Origin of the sequence: Streptomyces macrosporus (genome assembly GCF_039533145.1) — a bacterium.
Lineage (GTDB): Bacteria > Actinomycetota > Actinomycetes > Streptomycetales > Streptomycetaceae > Streptomyces > Streptomyces macrosporus.
Genome location: NZ_BAAASZ010000019.1, coordinates 23,373 through 39,344, shown reverse-complemented (window position 1 = coordinate 39,344; position 15,972 = coordinate 23,373). Strand labels below are relative to the sequence as shown.

Annotated in this window: 15 protein-coding genes and 1 tRNA gene; 7 read left to right on the top strand and 9 right to left on the bottom strand. The window is 73.9% G+C overall.

Going from position 1 to position 15,972, the window contains the following annotated elements; genetic code table 11:
* Both ABD335_RS12150 and ABD335_RS12145 read left to right on the top strand, forming a co-directional pair.
* Positions 1–1,173 (top strand): PP2C family protein-serine/threonine phosphatase (locus tag ABD335_RS12150; RefSeq protein WP_344322273.1); only part of this gene is annotated, 1,173 nt, incomplete at its 5' end.
* A gap of 347 nt (positions 1,174–1,520) precedes the next feature.
* On the top strand, positions 1,521–2,774 hold the full coding sequence (locus ABD335_RS12145) for an FHA domain-containing protein (RefSeq protein ID WP_344322272.1): 1,254 nt from the start codon (positions 1,521–1,523) through the stop codon (positions 2,772–2,774).
* Between the two features lie 52 nt (positions 2,775–2,826).
* Here ABD335_RS12145 and ABD335_RS12140 read toward each other — a convergent pair whose 3' ends face one another.
* On the bottom strand, positions 2,827–3,831 hold the full coding sequence (locus ABD335_RS12140) for a methyltransferase domain-containing protein (protein WP_344322271.1): 1,005 nt from the start codon (positions 3,829–3,831) through the stop codon (positions 2,827–2,829).
* A gap of 185 nt (positions 3,832–4,016) precedes the next feature.
* Between ABD335_RS12140 and ABD335_RS30770 the strand changes: the two genes are divergently transcribed.
* On the top strand, positions 4,017–4,241 hold the full coding sequence (locus tag ABD335_RS30770; protein WP_425583613.1) for a hypothetical protein: 225 nt from the start codon (positions 4,017–4,019) through the stop codon (positions 4,239–4,241).
* Between the two features lie 74 nt (positions 4,242–4,315).
* Positions 4,316–4,720 (top strand): globin, encoded by a 405-nt coding sequence (locus ABD335_RS12130; RefSeq protein ID WP_344322269.1) that lies wholly within the window; start codon positions 4,316–4,318, stop codon positions 4,718–4,720.
* A 22-nt stretch (positions 4,721–4,742) separates the two neighbouring features.
* Here ABD335_RS12130 and ABD335_RS12125 read toward each other — a convergent pair whose 3' ends face one another.
* From ABD335_RS12125 to ABD335_RS12095, 7 genes are all read right to left on the bottom strand, one after another.
* Entirely contained in the window at positions 4,743–5,498 is a 756-nt protein-coding gene (locus ABD335_RS12125; RefSeq protein ID WP_344322268.1) for a DUF8010 domain-containing protein, read from the bottom strand.
* Positions 5,495–5,896, bottom strand: coding sequence for an acyl-CoA thioesterase (locus ABD335_RS12120; protein ID WP_344322275.1), 402 nt, complete (start codon positions 5,894–5,896; stop codon positions 5,495–5,497). The genes ABD335_RS12125 and ABD335_RS12120 overlap by 4 nt, the downstream gene beginning before the upstream one ends.
* Before the next feature lie 47 nt (positions 5,897–5,943).
* The gene (gene ettA / locus ABD335_RS12115; protein ID WP_344322267.1) at positions 5,944–7,608 is read right to left on the bottom strand and encodes an energy-dependent translational throttle protein EttA; all 1,665 of its coding nucleotides are present in this window, start codon (positions 7,606–7,608) and stop codon (positions 5,944–5,946) included.
* Positions 7,609–7,956: 348 nt separating this feature from the next.
* Positions 7,957–9,378 carry a Cys-Gln thioester bond-forming surface protein gene (locus tag ABD335_RS12110; protein WP_344322266.1) on the bottom strand — a complete coding sequence of 474 codons (1,422 nt, stop codon included), beginning with the start codon at positions 9,376–9,378 and terminating at the stop codon, positions 7,957–7,959.
* A gap of 182 nt (positions 9,379–9,560) precedes the next feature.
* Positions 9,561–9,956, bottom strand: a complete 396-nt coding sequence (locus ABD335_RS12105) for a single-stranded DNA-binding protein (protein WP_344322265.1) — start codon at positions 9,954–9,956, stop codon at positions 9,561–9,563.
* Between the two features lie 174 nt (positions 9,957–10,130).
* The gene (locus ABD335_RS12100) at positions 10,131–12,002 is read right to left on the bottom strand and encodes a GTPase (RefSeq protein ID WP_344322264.1); all 1,872 of its coding nucleotides are present in this window, start codon (positions 12,000–12,002) and stop codon (positions 10,131–10,133) included.
* A 5-nt stretch (positions 12,003–12,007) separates the two neighbouring features.
* Positions 12,008–13,627 (bottom strand): dynamin family protein, encoded by a 1,620-nt coding sequence (locus ABD335_RS12095; RefSeq protein WP_344322262.1) that lies wholly within the window; start codon positions 13,625–13,627, stop codon positions 12,008–12,010.
* Positions 13,628–13,938: 311 nt separating this feature from the next.
* On the opposite strand from ABD335_RS12095, the gene ABD335_RS12090 reads away from it, so the two are divergent.
* A tRNA-Arg gene (locus ABD335_RS12090) sits at positions 13,939–14,011 on the top strand.
* 112 nt (positions 14,012–14,123) lie between these two features.
* Here ABD335_RS12090 and ABD335_RS12085 read toward each other — a convergent pair.
* Positions 14,124–14,609 (bottom strand): ATP-binding protein, encoded by a 486-nt coding sequence (locus tag ABD335_RS12085; protein ID WP_344322261.1) that lies wholly within the window; start codon positions 14,607–14,609, stop codon positions 14,124–14,126.
* 192 nt (positions 14,610–14,801) lie between these two features.
* On the opposite strand from ABD335_RS12085, the gene ABD335_RS12080 reads away from it, so the two are divergent.
* Positions 14,802–15,674 (top strand): helix-turn-helix domain-containing protein, encoded by an 873-nt coding sequence (locus ABD335_RS12080; protein WP_344322274.1) that lies wholly within the window; start codon positions 14,802–14,804, stop codon positions 15,672–15,674.
* The gene (locus ABD335_RS12075; protein ID WP_344322260.1) at positions 15,664–15,855 is read left to right on the top strand and encodes a DUF397 domain-containing protein; all 192 of its coding nucleotides are present in this window, start codon (positions 15,664–15,666) and stop codon (positions 15,853–15,855) included. The genes ABD335_RS12080 and ABD335_RS12075 overlap by 11 nt, the downstream gene beginning before the upstream one ends.
* Positions 15,856–15,972 lie beyond the last annotated feature (117 nt).

The following is a 15,972-nucleotide window of genomic DNA, read 5'->3' as shown; positions in this document are numbered from 1 at the left end:
CCGGCGGCGCCTCCCGTGGCCGGCGCGCGGCCCACGCCGACCGCACCGGACCTCCCCCCGCCGCCGGCGGCGCCCGCGCAGCCGGTCCAGCACGCGCAGGCCGAGCCGGACTTCCCCCTGCCCCCGCCCGCCCCGGCACCGGGCTCGCCGGGCGCACCGGAGGCGCCGGGCACGCACGACGCGCCGCCCGCCCCGGCCCCGGGCGAGGACCCGCGATCGCTCGACGACGCGCCCGCCCCCGGCGGGGACCGACGGCCGCGGTGCGTCGCCTGCGGCACCGGAACCGTCGACCGCGCCGGCCACTGCGAGCACTGCGGGCACGTCCAGCCGCGCGAGCGCGACCACATGGAGCGGACCGCGGAGGGGGTGGCGGCGGTCAGCGACCGCGGACTGCGTCACCACCGCAACGAGGACTCCTTCGCCGTCGCGACCGGCGCGCTGCCGGACGGTTCGCCGGCCGTGGTCGCCGTCGTCTGCGACGGCGTGTCCTCGGCGACCCGCCCCGACGAGGCGTCGGCCACCGCCGCCGAGACCGCCTGCGCCTCGGCGCTCGACGCGCTGCCGCGCGGCGTCCCGGCCCGGCAGGCGGTGCACGACGCCCTGGTCGCCGCCGCCGAGGCCGTCAGCGCCATGGCCACGGAGGAGGAGACCCAGGACCCGACGCGGAACGCCCCGGCGTGCACCATCGTCTGCGCGGTCGTCGCGGGCGACCTCCTGACCGTCGGCTGGATCGGCGACAGCCGCGCCTACTGGGTGCCCGACGACCGCTCGGCGCAGCCCGCCCGGCTCACCGAGGACGACTCCTGGGCGGCCCAGATGGTGGCCGCGGGCCTGATGGAGGAGGCCGAGGCGTACGCGGACCCCCGGGCCCACGCCATCACCGGGTGGCTGGGCGCGGACGCCTACGAGATCGACCCGCACACCGCCGCGTTCGCCCCGGACCGGCCGGGCGTGGTGGTGGTGTGCACCGACGGGCTGTGGAACTACGCCGAGTCCGCCGAGGAGATGGCCGCCGTGGTCGCGCCCGACGCCCGCACCGACCCGCTGCGGTGCGCCCGGCGCCTGGTGGGGCACGCGCTGGACGGCGGCGGGCACGACAACGTGACGGTGGCGGTGGTGCCCTTCCCGGCCCCGTCCGGCCCGGCCCCGTCCGACCCGACGGCGTCCGACTGAGGCGCCGGGGACGCGGGGGCGGGGTGTCGCGGACGTCACACGGACGGTGGAGGCCGCGGGGACGGGACGGCCCCGGACGAGGCACCGCGGAGGCGGCCCGACGGGGCGCGCGCGGGTCCTCTCCGGGCGGACCGTGCGCCCGGCGGACGCGCCGGATGACGAGATCGTCGTGATTCCTCCCGCAAAGGGGGTGGACGTGATCGACACGGCGCCCGGTACTGTTCGACTGCGGGCGAACGTCTCCGAGGCCGACGAGGCGGCGCCCGGGCGCGGGCCGGCAGGACGGTCCGCGCCGGCGAGTGACCTGCCCGAGCGACACGGAACTGCACGGAGGGGGAAGGACCGACATGCCGACCTGCCCGAACGGCCACCAGTCGGCGGCCGACGACTGGTGCGAGGTGTGCGGCCACCGCATGGCCTCCGCTCCGGGCGCGCCCGCCGGTGCCGTCCCGCCCCCGCCGCCCCCCATGCCCGGCCCGAACGGAGGCTACGGCTACCCCGCGCCGGGGGGCGACGCCACGATGCAGGCGGAGCCGTGTCCGCAGTGCCGCACGCCGCGCGACGGTCAGGCGCCGTTCTGCGGTGAGTGCCGGTACAGCTTCCTGACGCACTCCCCCACCACCACCGGCTACGCCGCGCCGCCTCCGCCGCCCCCGCCGTCCCAGGCTCCCGGCGGCAGCATGGGCGGGCTGAACCTGCCGCCCGGCTTCCAGCAGGCGGGCCCGCCCGGTCCCCCTCCTCCGCCGCCCGCGCCGCCGCGGCAGATGGACTACGAGTCCTCCCGGCCGCAGCACGAGCGTCCCGAGCCGCTCGCTCCCGAGCCGCCGAGGCCGCAGCCGCCGCAGCCGATGGTCCCGCCGCAGCAGCACCACACACCGCCCCCGCCCGGACAGCCCGACTACGCCCGCGCCGACTTCGGACAGCAGGGCCAGGGGCAGGGGTACGGCTACCCGCAGCCGCCGCAGCACCAGACGCCCCCGCCCCCGCAGCCGCGGGCCGGCGGGAGCGACGACTGGATGCTGCCCCCGCCCGGTCCCATGCCGCCCGGACAGCCCGACTACGCCCGCGCCGACTTCGGACAGCAGGGCCAGGGGCAGGGGCAGGGGTACGGCTACCCGCAGCCGCCGCAGCCGCCTCACCAGCAGGCACCGCACCAGCAGCCTCCGCACCAGCAGGAGCAGCCTCCGCAGCAGCCCTCGACCTGGATGGTGACGGTCGGCCCGGACCGCGACTACTTCACGGCGATGATGCAACGCAGCGGTCCGGAGGCGGCCGGTCTCAACCTCCCCGCCTACTCCCCCGAGCAGCGGGTCCAGCTCACCGGCTCCCAGGTCACCATCGGTCGCCGCCGGCACTCCACCGGCGAGTCGCCCGACATCGACCTGGGCCGCTCTCCGGAGGACCCGGGTGTCTCGCACCAGCACGCGGTGCTGGTGCGGCAGCCCGACGGGAGCTGGGCCGTGGTCGACCAGGACTCCACCAACGGCACCACCATCAACGGCGCCGAGGACCCGATCCAGCCGTTCGTGCCGGTCCCGCTCAAGGAGGGCGATCGGGTCCACGTCGGCGCCTGGACCACGATCACCCTGTACCGGGGCTGACGCGCACGGGCCGGCCTCCGCCGCCCGGAGGCGGGACGGGGCCGGCCCGGGCTCAGCCCGGCGCCAGTGGCCAGCGGTTCGGGCCGTCGGGGTCGTCCAGCCAGACCCACTGCTCCCGGCCGCGCACCGTCACGCCGTACCGCGTGCGGTCCGGGCGCCCGGCGCGCCGCCACGCCTCGTAGGTGGCGGCCGGGCTCGGAGCGCCGCCGGTGAGCGACAGCAGGAAGCCGAACGACTCCGTCCGCAGCGCCTCGCGCGGCAGGTCCCCGGGATCGACGCGCGGGCGCGGCGGGGTGCCGCCGCGCAGGGGGACGAAGTAGGCGGGGGTGTCCAGGAAGCGGCCCTCGGCGTGCTCGGCGTCCGTCACGCGCAGGGCGAGCAGGCCGGTGGCCATCGGCGTCAGGACGAGCGCGCCGGGCCCGCACTGGGCGGTCCACTCGGGCGGGACGGCGTCCAGGGCGCAGGTCGCGATGATCCGGTCGTACGGTCCCCGCTCCGGGCAGCCGCGGGTCCCGTCCCCGGTGACCACCGTGGGACGCCGGCCCGCCGCCTCCAGCCGCTCCCGGGCCCGCCGGGTGATCTCCGGGTCCAGGTCGATGGTGGTCACGTGCTCGTCGCCCAGCCGGTGGGCGAGGAGGGCGGCGTTCCAGCCGGTGCCGGTGCCGATCTCCAGGACGTCCATGCCGTCCTCGACCCTCAGCTCCTCCAGCATCATCGCCATCAGGGAGGGCTGGCTGGAGGAGGAGACCGGCTCGCCGTCCCGCAGCAGGGTGGCCAGCGGCTCGTCCTCGTACACGCCCGTCAGCCACGTCTCCCGGCCCAGCGGGTCGGGGTCGTCGCGCCGCCGCCGCACGTACCCGCCCACCCGCGGCACGTAGTAGTACGGCACGAACAGGTGGCGCGGCACGGCCTCGAACGCCGCCCGCCAGGCCGGGTCGGTCAGGGCGCCCTCCGCCTCGATCGTCCGCACCAGCGCCTCGGCCAGGGGCCGGGCCCGCGCGTCGAGTTCCTCGTCCTCCCGACCGTCGACGCCCTCTTTACGGCTTTCGTCCCTCATGTCTCCACTGTGCTGCGCCCGGGGCGGCGCCGCGAGACCACCCCGCATCGCGGCTGTCCCTCGCCTGCGCCCTGGTCCACGGTCCGGAGCCGGTCTTCCTCGACGAGCCCACCACCGGCCTCGACCCGCGGGCCCGCCGCAACCTGTGGGACCTGCTGCGGGCCATCCACGACGAAGGCCGCACGGTGGCGCTCACCACGCCCTGCGTGGACGAGGCCGAGGCGCTGTGCGGACGGGCGCCGGAGGAGGTCCGCGCGGGCGACGTGGACGCGGTGGTCCGGCAGGACGGCGACCGGGTGCGGACGCGCTGCTCGGCGGCCGACCCGACGCGGGCGGGCTGCTGCGTTCGCCGCGGTCGTGACGGCGATCGCCGCCCGGCTCCTCCGCCGGGGCGACACGTGGCGGTGTGAGCCGGGTCACGGAGGGCCGAGAGGGTGCGTCCCGGCCCCCTGGTCCTCCGCCGGGCATCTGCGACCATGGGTGCGTGATGGAGATTCCGCGCGGCAGCTTGCAGACGCAGACCTTCTTCGAACAGGTGGGTGGCGAGGAGACGTTCCGGCGACTGGTGCGCCGGTTCTACGAGGGTGTCGCGGAGGATCCGCTGCTGCGGCCGATGTACCCCGAGGAGGACCTCGGACCGGCCGAGGAGCGGCTGGCACTGTTCCTGATGCAGTACTGGGGCGGACCGAAGACGTACAGCGAGCGGCGGGGGCACCCCCGACTGCGGATGCGGCACATGCCCTTCACCATCGACCGCGCCGCCCACGACGCCTGGCTGCGGCACATGCGCGACGCCGTGGACAGCCTCGACCTGGAGCCCGAGCACGAGCGGCAGTTGTGGGACTACCTGGTCTACGCGGCGGCCTCGATGATCAACGCCCCGGACTGAGCGTCCGGGGCGTCCCACGGCGTCAGAGCGGGATGACGCTCAGCCCCGTACCGCCGCCCCCGCGCACGGCTATCGAGCCGTAGGGGGTGCGCAGCCGCAGCCACGCGCCGGCGGCGAGCACGGTCACCCGGGGGCCCGGTCCGCCTCCGACCGGGCCGCCTCCGCCGACGGCCGGACCGTGCGGGCCGACCGGACCGTGCGGGCCGGCGGCGACGACGGGCGCGACCGGCCGCAACATGCCCAGCGCCTGGGCGGCGTGCACGGCGCGCAGCGGCAGCCCGGTGCCGCCGCCCAGGGGACGGGACCAGATCTCCTCGGCGAGCGCGTCCAGCGCCTCGCGGGTGCGCTCGCCGGGCGGCAGCGCCTCGCTGCGCCGCCGGAACTCGGCCACCACGGACGCGGCGGCGGCGCGGACCGACTCGTACGGCAGCTCGCCCACCGGGCGCCAGCCGCCGCGCGGCGGCAGCACCCCGGCCCACGGCGGTCCGGTCACGGCCGCGGGGACGGACACCGCCTCGGCCGCCTCGTCGACGCCCTCCAGCAGTTCCCCGGCCGAGACCGTCACGTCCAGCAGCACCGGCTCCGACAGCCGGGCCGTCCGCACGGCCAGCACCTCGAACCGGGCCGGGCGGCCGAAGACGCCGAGGACGCCGTCGTCGGTGCCCCGCAGCCGGACCGCGGCGGTCTTCTCCCAACGCAGCAGACGCCCCAGGAAGGCGGCGAGCTCCGCCGGCTCCCCGGGGTCCGCGAACACCAAGCGCTCGGGCCGGTCGCTCATGCGGCGCCGGCTCCCGTCGCGCTGTCGTCCAGGTACTCCTTGAGGAACGCCCTCTCCTCCTGGGTGAGCCGGCGGGGCCGCTCCTTCTCCAGGTCGTAGGGGACCACGACCGTCGAGGCCCGGACGTAGACGGTGGCACCGTCCTCGGCGCGGTCCTTGACCTCGTAGGCGACCGTCAGCGACGCCGCCCCGATCTTCGTCACCCACATCTCGACCGTGACCGGCTCGGGCCGGTGCTTCAGCGGCTTCACGTAGGTGATCTCGTGGCCGGCCACCACCGAGCCGCCGGTGAAGGCGTCGGAGGCCGCCTGCCGCGCCAGCCGGAACATGAAGTCGATCCGCGCCTCTTCCAGATACCGCAGGAAGACGACGTTGTTGACGTGCCCGAAGGCGTCCATGTCCGACCAGCGCAGCGGACAGGGGAACACGTGTCGCACTGGTTCCCTCAGCCCCGGGTCAGCTTCTTGTACGTGGCGCGGTGCGGACGCGCGGCGTCCGGGCCGAGCCGCTCGATCTTGTTCTTCTCGTACGACTCGAAGTTGCCCTCGAACCAGAACCACTTGGAGTTGCCCTCGTAGGCGAGGATGTGCGTGGCGACCCGGTCCAGGAACCAGCGGTCGTGGGAGACCACCACGGCACAGCCGGGGAACTCCAGCAGCGCGTTCTCCAGGGAGGACAGCGTCTCCACGTCGAGGTCGTTGGTCGGCTCGTCCAGCAGCAGCAGGTTGCCGCCCTGCTTGAGGGTGAGCGCCAGGTTGAGGCGGTTGCGCTCGCCGCCGGAGAGGACGCCGGCGGGCTTCTGCTGGTCCGGGCCCTTGAAGCCGAACGCGGAGACGTAGGCGCGCGAGGGCATCTCGACCTGGCCGACGTTGATGTGGTCCAGGCCGTCGGAGACGACCTCCCACAGCGTCTTCTTCGGGTCGATGTTCTCGCGGGCCTGGTCGACGTAGGAGATCTTGACCGTGTCGCCGACCTTGATGGTGCCGGAGTCCGGCTGCTCCAGACCCTGGATCATCTTGAACAGCGTGGTCTTGCCCGCGCCGTTGGGGCCGATGACGCCGACGATGCCGTTGCGCGGCAGGGTGAAGGACAGGTCGTCGATGAGGACCTTCTCGCCGAACGCCTTGGAGAGGTTCTCCACCTCCACCACGACGTTGCCCAGACGCGGCCCCGGCGGGATCTGGATCTCCTCGAAGTCCAGCTTCCGGGTCTTCTCCGCCTCGGCGGCCATCTCCTCGTAACGCTGCAGTCGCGCCTTGGACTTGGCCTGACGCCCCTTGGCGTTGGAGCGGACCCACTCCAGCTCCTCCTTGAGGCGCTTCTGGCGCTTGGCGTCCTTCTGCCCCTCGACCTTCAGGCGGGCCGCCTTCTTCTCCAGGTAGGTGGAGTAGTTGCCCTCGTAGGGGTGGGCGCGACCGCGGTCGAGCTCCAGGATCCACTCGGCGACGTTGTCCAGGAAGTACCGGTCGTGGGTGATGGCCACGACGGTGCCCTGGTACTTGGCCAGGTGCTGCTCGAGCCACTGCACGGACTCGGCGTCCAGGTGGTTGGTGGGCTCGTCCAGCAGCAGCAGGTCGGGCGCCTCCAGCAGGAGCTTGCAGAGGGCGACGCGGCGCTTCTCGCCACCGGAGAGGTTGGTGACGGGCCAGTCGCCGGGCGGGCAGCCCAGGGCGTCCATGGCCTGTTCGAGCTGGGCGTCCAGGTCCCACGCGTTGGCGTGGTCGAGCTGCTCCTGGAGCTTGCCCATCTCCTCCATCAGCTCGTCGGTGTACTCGGTCGCCATCTGCTCGGCGATCTCGTTGAACCGGTCGAGCTTCCCCTTGATCTCCGCGACGCCGTCCTGGACGTTCTCCAGCACGGTCTTCGACTCGTCCAGCGGGGGCTCCTGGAGGAGGATGCCGACGCTGTAGCCGGGGGCGAGGAAGGCGTCGCCGTTGGACGGCTGCTCCAGCCCGGCCATGATCTTCAGCACCGTGGACTTGCCCGCGCCGTTGGGGCCCACGACACCGATCTTCGCGCCAGGCAGGAAGCTCAGCGTGACGTCGTCGAGAATCACCTTGTCGCCGTGCGCCTTACGCGCCTTGCGCATGGTGTAGATGTACTCAGCCAAGAGAAACCGTCCGGCAATCAGGGAGTGGGCAGATACACCCCATCTTGCCGCACCCTGCGCCGGGGGCGAAAACGGCTCGGTCGGCGACCTGCATCACGCCTCTGACCTGCGCCTCCGACCCGCGTCCGGGCCGGAGTGCTCCGGCTGCGCCCGTCGCCGGGGCGCCCGGACCGCGGTCCGCGGGAGGGTGCCGGCGCCGTCCGGCAGGCCGGGCCGACGCCGACGTCCGGGCACGGAAGCCGGGAACGAGACGGGAACGAAAGAGGTCACGTGCTGTCGCATGGGGGAGCGACAGCACGTGACCGGGTGGGCCGGGGGCATCAGGGGATCATGCCCCCGGCCCGTGGATCAGTCGTCGGTGCCGTTGGCGGCGGGCTTCCTCTTCCGCAGGAAGAAGACCGCTGCGCCACCGAGGAGCACCAGGGCGATGGCCACGCCCGCGATGATCGGGGTGCTGCTGTTGGAGCCGGTCTCGGCGAGGTTGCCATCGGTGTCGCCGGTGTCGCCGCCGGTGTCACCGCCGACGGTGGCCGGGCTGGGCTCGGAGGAGGGCTCCTCCGTCCCCGGTCCGCCGGTCTCGGAGCTGTCGGTCTTGCAGTCGAGGGTGCCGGTGAAGGTCTCCTTGAAGCCGTTCGGACCGGTGATCGTGATCTCGTACGGCTGGTCCTCCTCGACCGGGACGGTCACCGTCTCGGAGCCGCCGGCCGGGATCTCGTACTCCTTGCCCGCGAGGGAGAAGGAGAACGGCTCGTCGCCCTCGTTGGTGGCGGTGACGTCCACGCCGCCCTTGACGCAGTTCTTCTCGGCGGTCACGGCCGGGATCGGGCCCTTGGTGGCCCAGGTCGCGGTCGCGGTCGCCGTGACGGTGGATTCGCTGGAGCCCGCCAGGATCTGCGTCTGGCTCTCGGCGTGCTGACCGAAGCCGGTGAAGACACGGCCGACCGGCACGGCGGTGGCCGCCTGGACGGACAGCGACGCGGTGCCGTCCTCGGCGCCCGCCGGGACGTCGAAGAAGATCTGGTCGCCGTTCTTGACCGAGGTCACCTCCTGGCCGTCCTTGCCGACGATCTTCACGCCGGCGTTCGCGGCCTCCGTGCCGGGCGTGACGGTCGCGCTCTCCGCGTTGGTGCGCACGGTGATCGGACCGAGCTTCTCGCCCGCCTTGCCGGAGACGGCGGGCGGGTCGAGCACCAGCGAGGACTGGGGCTCGGCGAGGTCCTGGGCGGACTTCTCCAGGTAGTCGGCGAGCTTCTCGGCGTTCGAGTCGACCGCCTCGACCTTCACCTTGTCGGAGAAGCGCCAGATCGCGACCTGGGTGCCCGCGGCGGCGGTCTTCTCGGTGAGCGTGTCCGCACCGGCCTTGCTCGCCAGCGCGGCGAGGTCGTTGACCTGCGGGTAGGAGTTCTGCAGGATCCAGTGGATCTTGCCCGCGTCGGAGTTGCCCTGGAGCAGCGAGGACTTCCAGGGCACCTCCTCGTAACGCGCCTTGCTCTGCGTCGGCCGGTAGATGTCGATGCAGTAGGTCTTCAGCGTGCCGCCGCCGTCGACCTCCATCTCGAAGAGACCGGCGCCGACCTTCTTCTTGCCGTCGATGACGGCGAAGTCGGATATCTTCAGACCGCTCAGGGTGGCCTTCGCGCCGCCCTGCTGGGAGTTGTTCTCGTCGGCGACCGCGGTCCCCGCGCCGGCGAGTGCTCCCGCCGCCAGCAGGCCCGTGGCCACTGCGGCGGCGGCGAGACGGGCAGTACCCCGTCCGCGTACAGAAATCATCGTGTGGTCGTCCCCTCGTCAACCCCCGTGTTCTCAGGGGGGATCGTAGGGAGCAATCGGAACGCGGTCCCCACGAATACCAGCCGTTACACACTCCGATTCTGAATCGTTATCAGGGAATACCCAGGAGTCCGACTTTCTCCGCTATGGCGGTTGTTACCGATGAGTCACGAGTGGACCGGTCAAGGACTCGCCGCCGGCTCCCGTGCCGGGAGGGCGCGGGAGACGCGGACGAACGCCGAGGTGCCGCACGCCAGATCGTGGCCGACCGCCGTCGCCTCGATGTCCGCCGACGCCCAGCGCTGCCCGTCCCGTTCGCCCTGCCGCATCCGCAACCGCCCCTGGACGATGAGCGGTTCGCCGACGGTGACCGACGCCGCCAGGTTCTCCGCGAGCGTCCGGAACGCCCACACCGTGTAGAAGCTGGTGTGCGCGTCCGTCCAGCCGCCCTGCCGTTCGTCGTAGCGCCGCACCGTCGTGGCCAGCCGCAGCCGGGCCACCGGATGGCCGGCCGCCGTCGTCTTCGTCTCCACCGCCGACGCGGCGTTGCCCACCACCGTCACCACGGTCTCGTTCACGCCGACCCCCCGTTCCTCGCGTTGGCGCCCGTCCTCGTGCGCCGTGTCTCCGTGGCCCCATGCTGCCCGCCGCCGCCGAGCGGCGCCGCGCCCTGTGGAGTACCGGAGGGTTGTGGAGAACCCGGCCACCCGTGTGGGTGATCCGGGTCCTCGGGCGGCTCGGATGCGGGCGGCTCAGGCGCGGGCGGTGCCGCCCGCCGCGATGACGTACTGCTCGCGCACCTCGCGGTACCGCAGCAGCTCGGCCGCCACCGGCTCCAGGACCCACGCCTGGCCCCAGCCCGTGGCCAGCCGTCGCAGCCTGTGTTCCCTCGCCATCCCGTACGCCCGCGCCGGTCCCCGTGCCGCGATCCGGCAGCACCAGGCGAGGAGCGGGCCGCCCAGCGCGCCGCCCGCCAGCAGTCCCACCGGCAGCCAGACGCCGCCCCGGCCCGGTCCGCCGGCGAACAGGTCCACCAGCAGGTACAGCCCCAGCAACTGGACGACCAGCATCAGCCACTGGGCGCACGCCGCCGCCGTCCACCAGCGCGGTCGCGGCATCCGGGCCTCGCGTCCCGCGTCCCGCGCGCCGTCCCCGGCCGCCCCCTCCCCGCCCTCGTCGCCGAGGCCGGCGACCGCCTCCTCCAGCGCCTCCGGCAGCCCCTCGGCGCCGCGCCAGGCCGCGTCCCGGACCGACTTCGCCCAGGGCCGGGGCAGTCCGGCCGACGCCTCGTCGGCGAGCGTCCGCACCGCCTGGGCCAGGACGGGCCGGGCCACGGTGGGCGCCTCCGCCGACTCCTCGCCCGCCTTCGCCGGGGCGCCGGCCTTCTCCCCGCACCCGCGCCGCGCCTCGTACCAGCGCAGCAGCCGGGCCCAGGGGGTGCCGCAGGCCTGCTCGGCGTGCCGCAGCCAGAGGCGTTCGGCGGTCTGCCCGGCCGCCGAGGCGCCCACCGCCGCCGCCAGCCGGTCCTCGAAGTCCTCGCGCGCCCGCTCGGTCAGCCCGGCCGGGCCGTGCGGGGTGTCGACCATGTAGACCGGGCGGAGCCGGGCGACCGCGCCGTCCACGTCGGCGGACATCCGCAGCTCCGCCGCCCGCCGCCGGGAGGCCAGCGCGCCCAGGGAGCGCCTGAGTTCGTCGACCCCCTCGCCGGTGAGGGCGGACAGCGCCAGGACGGTCGCGCCGGGCTCGCCGTGCTCGCCGAGCGCCATGCCGTCCTCGTCCAGCAGCCGCCGCAGGTCGTCCATGACCACCTCGACGGTGTCGGAGGGCAGCCGGTCGACCTGGTTGAGCACCACGAACGTCACCTCGGCGTGGCCGGCCAGCGGACGCAGGTAGCGCTCGTGCAGCACGGCGTCGGCGTACTTCTCCGGGTCGGTGACCCAGACCACCGCGTCCACCAGCTTCAACAGCCGGTCGACCTGCTCGCGGTGGCCCGGCGCGGCGGAGTCGTGGTCGGGCAGGTCGACGAGGACGAGCCCCTTCAGCGCGGGGTCGCGCGGCTGCACCCGGCGGCGCGCCCTCGGCGGCACCCCGAGCCGTTCCAGCAGGCCGTCCGCGCCGCTGTCCCACTCGGCCTCCCAGACGCAGCCGACGGGCACCGAGGTGGTGGGGCGGCGCACCCCGGTCTCGGAGAGCTGGACGCCGGCGAGCGTGTTGAACAGCGTCGACTTGCCGCTTCCGGTGGCCCCGGCGACGGCCACCGCGGTGTACGTCCGCGAGAGCCTGCGGCGGGCCGCCGCCTCCTCCAGGACCCGGCCGGCCTCCGCCAGCACCTCGCCGTCCAGCCTGGTCCGGGAGAGCCCGACCAGTTCCCGCAGGGCGCGCAGCCTCTCGCGCAGCGGCTCCTCGTCCCCGGCGGCGCGGGTCCGCGCCCCGGCCTCCGCCCAGTCCTCCCAGCCGCCCTCCCACCGGCCGTCCGCGGCCGGCCGGGCGCGGTTCCGCGCGTGCTCCGCGTCCTCCCACGGGCTCGCCGCCGCGGGGACCGACGGGCCGCCGTCCGGGCGGGCCCGCCGGGCGATCAGCCCGTCGTCCCAGATCAGGCCATCCGCATGGACATCCGCGGCCACCGCGGTCACCTCTCCCTCAGCAGTACGGACAGTGCGGCGATCAGGGCCACCTGATGGCCGGGGGTGACGTCGAGGTCCTCCAGGGGCGCCATGCGGTAGTCGCGCTCGCCCCGCAGCACCCGGTCCAGACAGGTCTCCAGCAGGTGTTCGGCCCGCTCGTGCAGGCGGACGGCGACGGCGCCGCCCAGGGACTCGGCCAGGGCCTCGCCCGCGCCCCGGGCCCGGCGTCCGCCCAGCAGGGCGACGCCGAGCAGGGCCGCGGCCTGCTCGGCGGTCAGCGGGCAGCCGCCCTCCGCCGCGCGCGTCTCCTCCTCGGCCAGGGCCTCCACGCCGCGCCGCCAGTGGTCCACCAGGGCCTCGATCCGCTCGGTCACCAGCTCGTCGGCGCAGCCGCACTCGGGGGCGCCGGGCTCCCGGCGCCAGGCTTCGGCCGTCTGCTCGTCGGCGTCGCCGACGGCTCCGCGCAGCAGGGCGGACAGGCCCTCGGCGAAGGCGTCGAGCAGTTCCTCGCCGCCGCTGTCCTGCGGGAAGCCGCGCCAGCGGGCGAGGGCCTCGCCGGCCAGCAGCTCCCCGTCGGCGAGCCGGCGGCGCACCCGCGCGGCGGCCGTGTCGTAGGCGGTGTCGATGTGGCGCATCAGCCGCAGCGCGGTGGCGTGCTGGGCGGCGGCGGCGTTGGCGAGCGCGGGGACGCGGGAGCGCAGCGAGTCGATGGCGCCGGTGAGGGTCCGGCCGGCGGCGACCGCGCGGGCGGCGGGGTCGTGGGTCCGGTGGAGCAGCCACTGGCGCAGGTCGGCCACGGCGGTGGCGGGCAGTAGCCCGGAGCCGCCGCGGGCGGACTCGGGCAGTTCCGGGATGGTGAAGTGGGGCACGTCGCCGAGTCCGGCGCGCTCCAGCAGGGCGGCGTACTGGCGGGAGATCTCGGCGGTGATCTGGTGGGGCACCCGGTCCAGCACGGTGGCCAAGGTCACGTCGTACTCCCGGGCGGTGCGCAGCAGGTGCCAGGGGACGGCGTCGGCGTAGCGGGAGGCGGTGGTCACCAGCACCCAGATGTCGGCGGCGCAGATCAGTTCGGCGGCCAGTTCGCGGTTGGCGGTGACGAGGGAGTCGATGTCGGGCGAGTCGAGGAGGGCGAGTCCGACGGGCATGGTCTCGGCGGTCTCCACGGTGAGCGAGGGCGGGGTGTCCTCGCCGTCCGGGCCGTGGTCGTCCTCGGGGCCGCCGGCCGGTTCGTCGTCGCCGTGGGAGACGTCCCGCCGCGGGGTCCACACCCGCCGCAGCCGGGGCAGGACGCGCGGCCCGGCGAACCAGTGCTGGTCGGCGGGGTGGCAGACCAGCACGGGCGTGCGCGTGGTGGGCCGCAGCACGCCCGCTTCGCTGACGCGGCGGCCGACGAGCGAGTTGACCAGGGTGGACTTCCCGGCGCCGGTGGAGCCCCCGACGACGGCGAGCAGCGGCGCCTCGGGCGAACGCAGCCTCGGCACCAGGTAGTCGTCGAGCTGCGCGAGCAGCTCGGCCCGGGCGCGGCGGGCGTGTTCGGCCCCGGGCAGCGGCAGCGGAAAGCGGGCTGCGGCGACGCGGTCACGGAGCGTGGTGAGCGCGTCGAGCAGTTCGGTCCTAGCCTCCAAGATCGCCACATGCGCAGAATGCCCAATTTCGAGCGGTTTTTGAAGTGCTTTCGGCCTAGAACGGGGTGTTTTGACCCCTGTGGCCCGCGCGGCGGCAGATCAGGACGGCATAACGAGTGCACAACACCCGCGCCTCGGAACGCTCGAATCGATGCATGATTCGTACTCGCCTGCGATTATCGGGACCGCTTCACTGAACCTCCACAGGGTGTCGTGGGCGTGAAGCAACGGGGATGAACCACCGAGGCAACTATCCTTGCCGTGGCAAGGTCACCTCGGGGGCGCTCGCCCGTCCGTCCGCGACCGCATCGGCCCCCGTAGCTCAGTGGATAGAGCAGGCGCCTTCTAAGCGCTTGGCCGCAGGTTCGAGTCCTGCCGGGGGCACGGAAAGTCTCTCACCAGCGCAGACGCGCGAGAGGCTCTCGTATGGCGCCGCGCGGACGCCGCGCGGGCCGAGCGCCCGCGCCGACCGGGGCGCCGTTCCTCACCCGGTTCCTCACCCGGCCGTGCCGTCCGGATCGCGGAGGCCGCCGGGCGCCGTCGTCACGAGGTCGAACTCCGCCCACACCGTCTTGCCCGGCCCGCGGCGCTCGCGCACGCCCCAGCGGGCGGCGAGCGCCGCGACCAGGAGCAGCCCCCTCCCCCGCTCCTCCTCCGGGTCGGACGCGGTGCGCGCGAGGGACACGGGCCGCGACGGGTGGGTGTCGGACACCTCGATCCGGACGGTGCCGCCCGTGTCGTCGTACGCGAGCACCAGCTCGAAGTCCCGCCCGGGCACGCGGCCGTGCAGCACGGCGTTGGAGGTCAGTTCGGCGACGACGAGCGTGGCGGCGTCGAAGAGGTCCGTGCCGCGCGGGACGCCCCAGACGGTGAACTGGTGCGAGGCGAGCAGCCGCGCCAGCCGCGCACCGCGCCGGGTCGCGGAGAACCGCTGGACGAACGTACGTACGGTGACGGGCGGTTGGGGGTGCCGAATGGTCATGGCGGCCAGCGTTCCGACGGAAAAGCCCGGTTCGGCAGGGCCGGAACCCGTACAGAACCCGCTGTGCCGGTCGACGCCGTGGACTGGGTCGGTCACCCGGTGTGACGATGAGGGGTCGCTCACGTTGAGCATGCGCGTGGACACACCACGTTGCGGGCGCGAGCGCGCACCACGTACGGGGAGGCGGCTGCCATGGCGGCGGACAACGGCGAAACCAGGATCGGCGGCACGAGCGCGTTCGAGGCGGAGCTGTCGGACAGCCTCAAGACCTTCGGCGCGGTCATGAAGGTGCTGCGGGAGGAGGCGCGTCTGACGCAGGAGGAACTCGCCCTGCGGGTGCGGTACTCGCCCCACTACATCGCCAAGATCGAGCAGGGCAAGCGGTATCCGCCCAGGAACATCGTCGAACGCTCGGAGGAGGTCCTCGGCCCCGTCGCCGCCCGCATCCTCGCGGCGGCGGCCCGCAGCCTGACCCGCCGTCGGACGGGCCTGGCCTCGTGGTTCCACCAGTGGGCGGGCATCGAGGAGGAGGCGCTGACGCTGTACGCGTACGAGTGTCGAGCGATTCCAGGGCTGTTGCAGCCCGAGACGTACATCCGGGCCATCTTCGAGCGCAGACTGCCGCCTCTGTCCGAAGAGCAGATCGAACGCCAGGTGGCTGCCCGTCTGGCCAGGCAGCAGCTTCTGGCCGAACGCGAGAACACCACGTTCTGCTTCATCGTCGAGCAGGCCCTGTTGGAGCGTCGTCTGGGCGGCCCCGACGTCACGCGGGCGCTTCTCGACAACCTCTTGGAGCAGGGGCTTCGCCGCAACGTGGAGATCCAGATCATGCCTCTCCAGCAGGAGGACCACTACGGGTTCGAAGGCTCGATGTACCTCGCCGAGACAGCGGACAACCGGTGGGTGGGCTACATCGAAGGCCACGAGAACAGCATCCTGATCAATGATCCAAAAGCCGCCAGTGCCATGCTCCAGCGCTATGGGAAGATGCGTTCGCAGGCTCTCAGCCCAGAGGCGTCCATCAGCCTCCTGAAGCAGATGCGAGGAGCGCGCTATGAGCACTAGCGAACTGGACTGGTTCAAGAGCAGCTACAGCGGCGGTGGAGGCGACAACTGCGTCGAGGTGGCCGTGCAGCCCGAGACCGTCTTCATCCGGGACTCCAAGGACACGCAGCGGCAGCCGCTGTCCGTGTCCCCCACCGCGTGGTCGGCCTTCATAGCTCACGCGGCGGACCCGCGCCTCTGATGCCGTGAACCGTTGGTGAGGCAGCGTGTGGTCGCTGTCCCGCCAACGCACGGGGAACCACTCGCCGTCCGGCGCGGTGGCGCCTTCCGGCGGACTCCGAGGCCCGTGGCGGCGGGC

What these genes read in the sequence shown, in the direction of transcription:
- ABD335_RS12140 (WP_344322271.1), bottom strand. Translation starts at nt 3,831, where the DNA reads ATGAGGGACGAAAGCCGTAAAGAGGGCGTCGACGGTCGGGAGGACGAG.
- ABD335_RS12125 (WP_344322268.1), bottom strand. Translation starts at nt 5,498, where the DNA reads ATGAGCGACCGGCCCGAGCGCTTGGTGTTCGCGGACCCCGGGGAGCCG.
- ABD335_RS12145 (WP_344322272.1), top strand. Translation starts at nt 1,521, where the DNA reads ATGCCGACCTGCCCGAACGGCCACCAGTCGGCGGCCGACGACTGGTGC.
- ABD335_RS12085 (WP_344322261.1), bottom strand. Translation starts at nt 14,609, where the DNA reads ATGACCATTCGGCACCCCCAACCGCCCGTCACCGTACGTACGTTCGTC.
- ABD335_RS12110 (WP_344322266.1), bottom strand. Translation starts at nt 9,378, where the DNA reads ATGATTTCTGTACGCGGACGGGGTACTGCCCGTCTCGCCGCCGCCGCA.
- ABD335_RS12080 (WP_344322274.1), top strand. Translation starts at nt 14,802, where the DNA reads ATGGCGGCGGACAACGGCGAAACCAGGATCGGCGGCACGAGCGCGTTC.
- ABD335_RS12075 (WP_344322260.1), top strand. Translation starts at nt 15,664, where the DNA reads ATGAGCACTAGCGAACTGGACTGGTTCAAGAGCAGCTACAGCGGCGGT.
- ABD335_RS12120 (WP_344322275.1), bottom strand. Translation starts at nt 5,896, where the DNA reads ATGGACGCCTTCGGGCACGTCAACAACGTCGTCTTCCTGCGGTATCTG.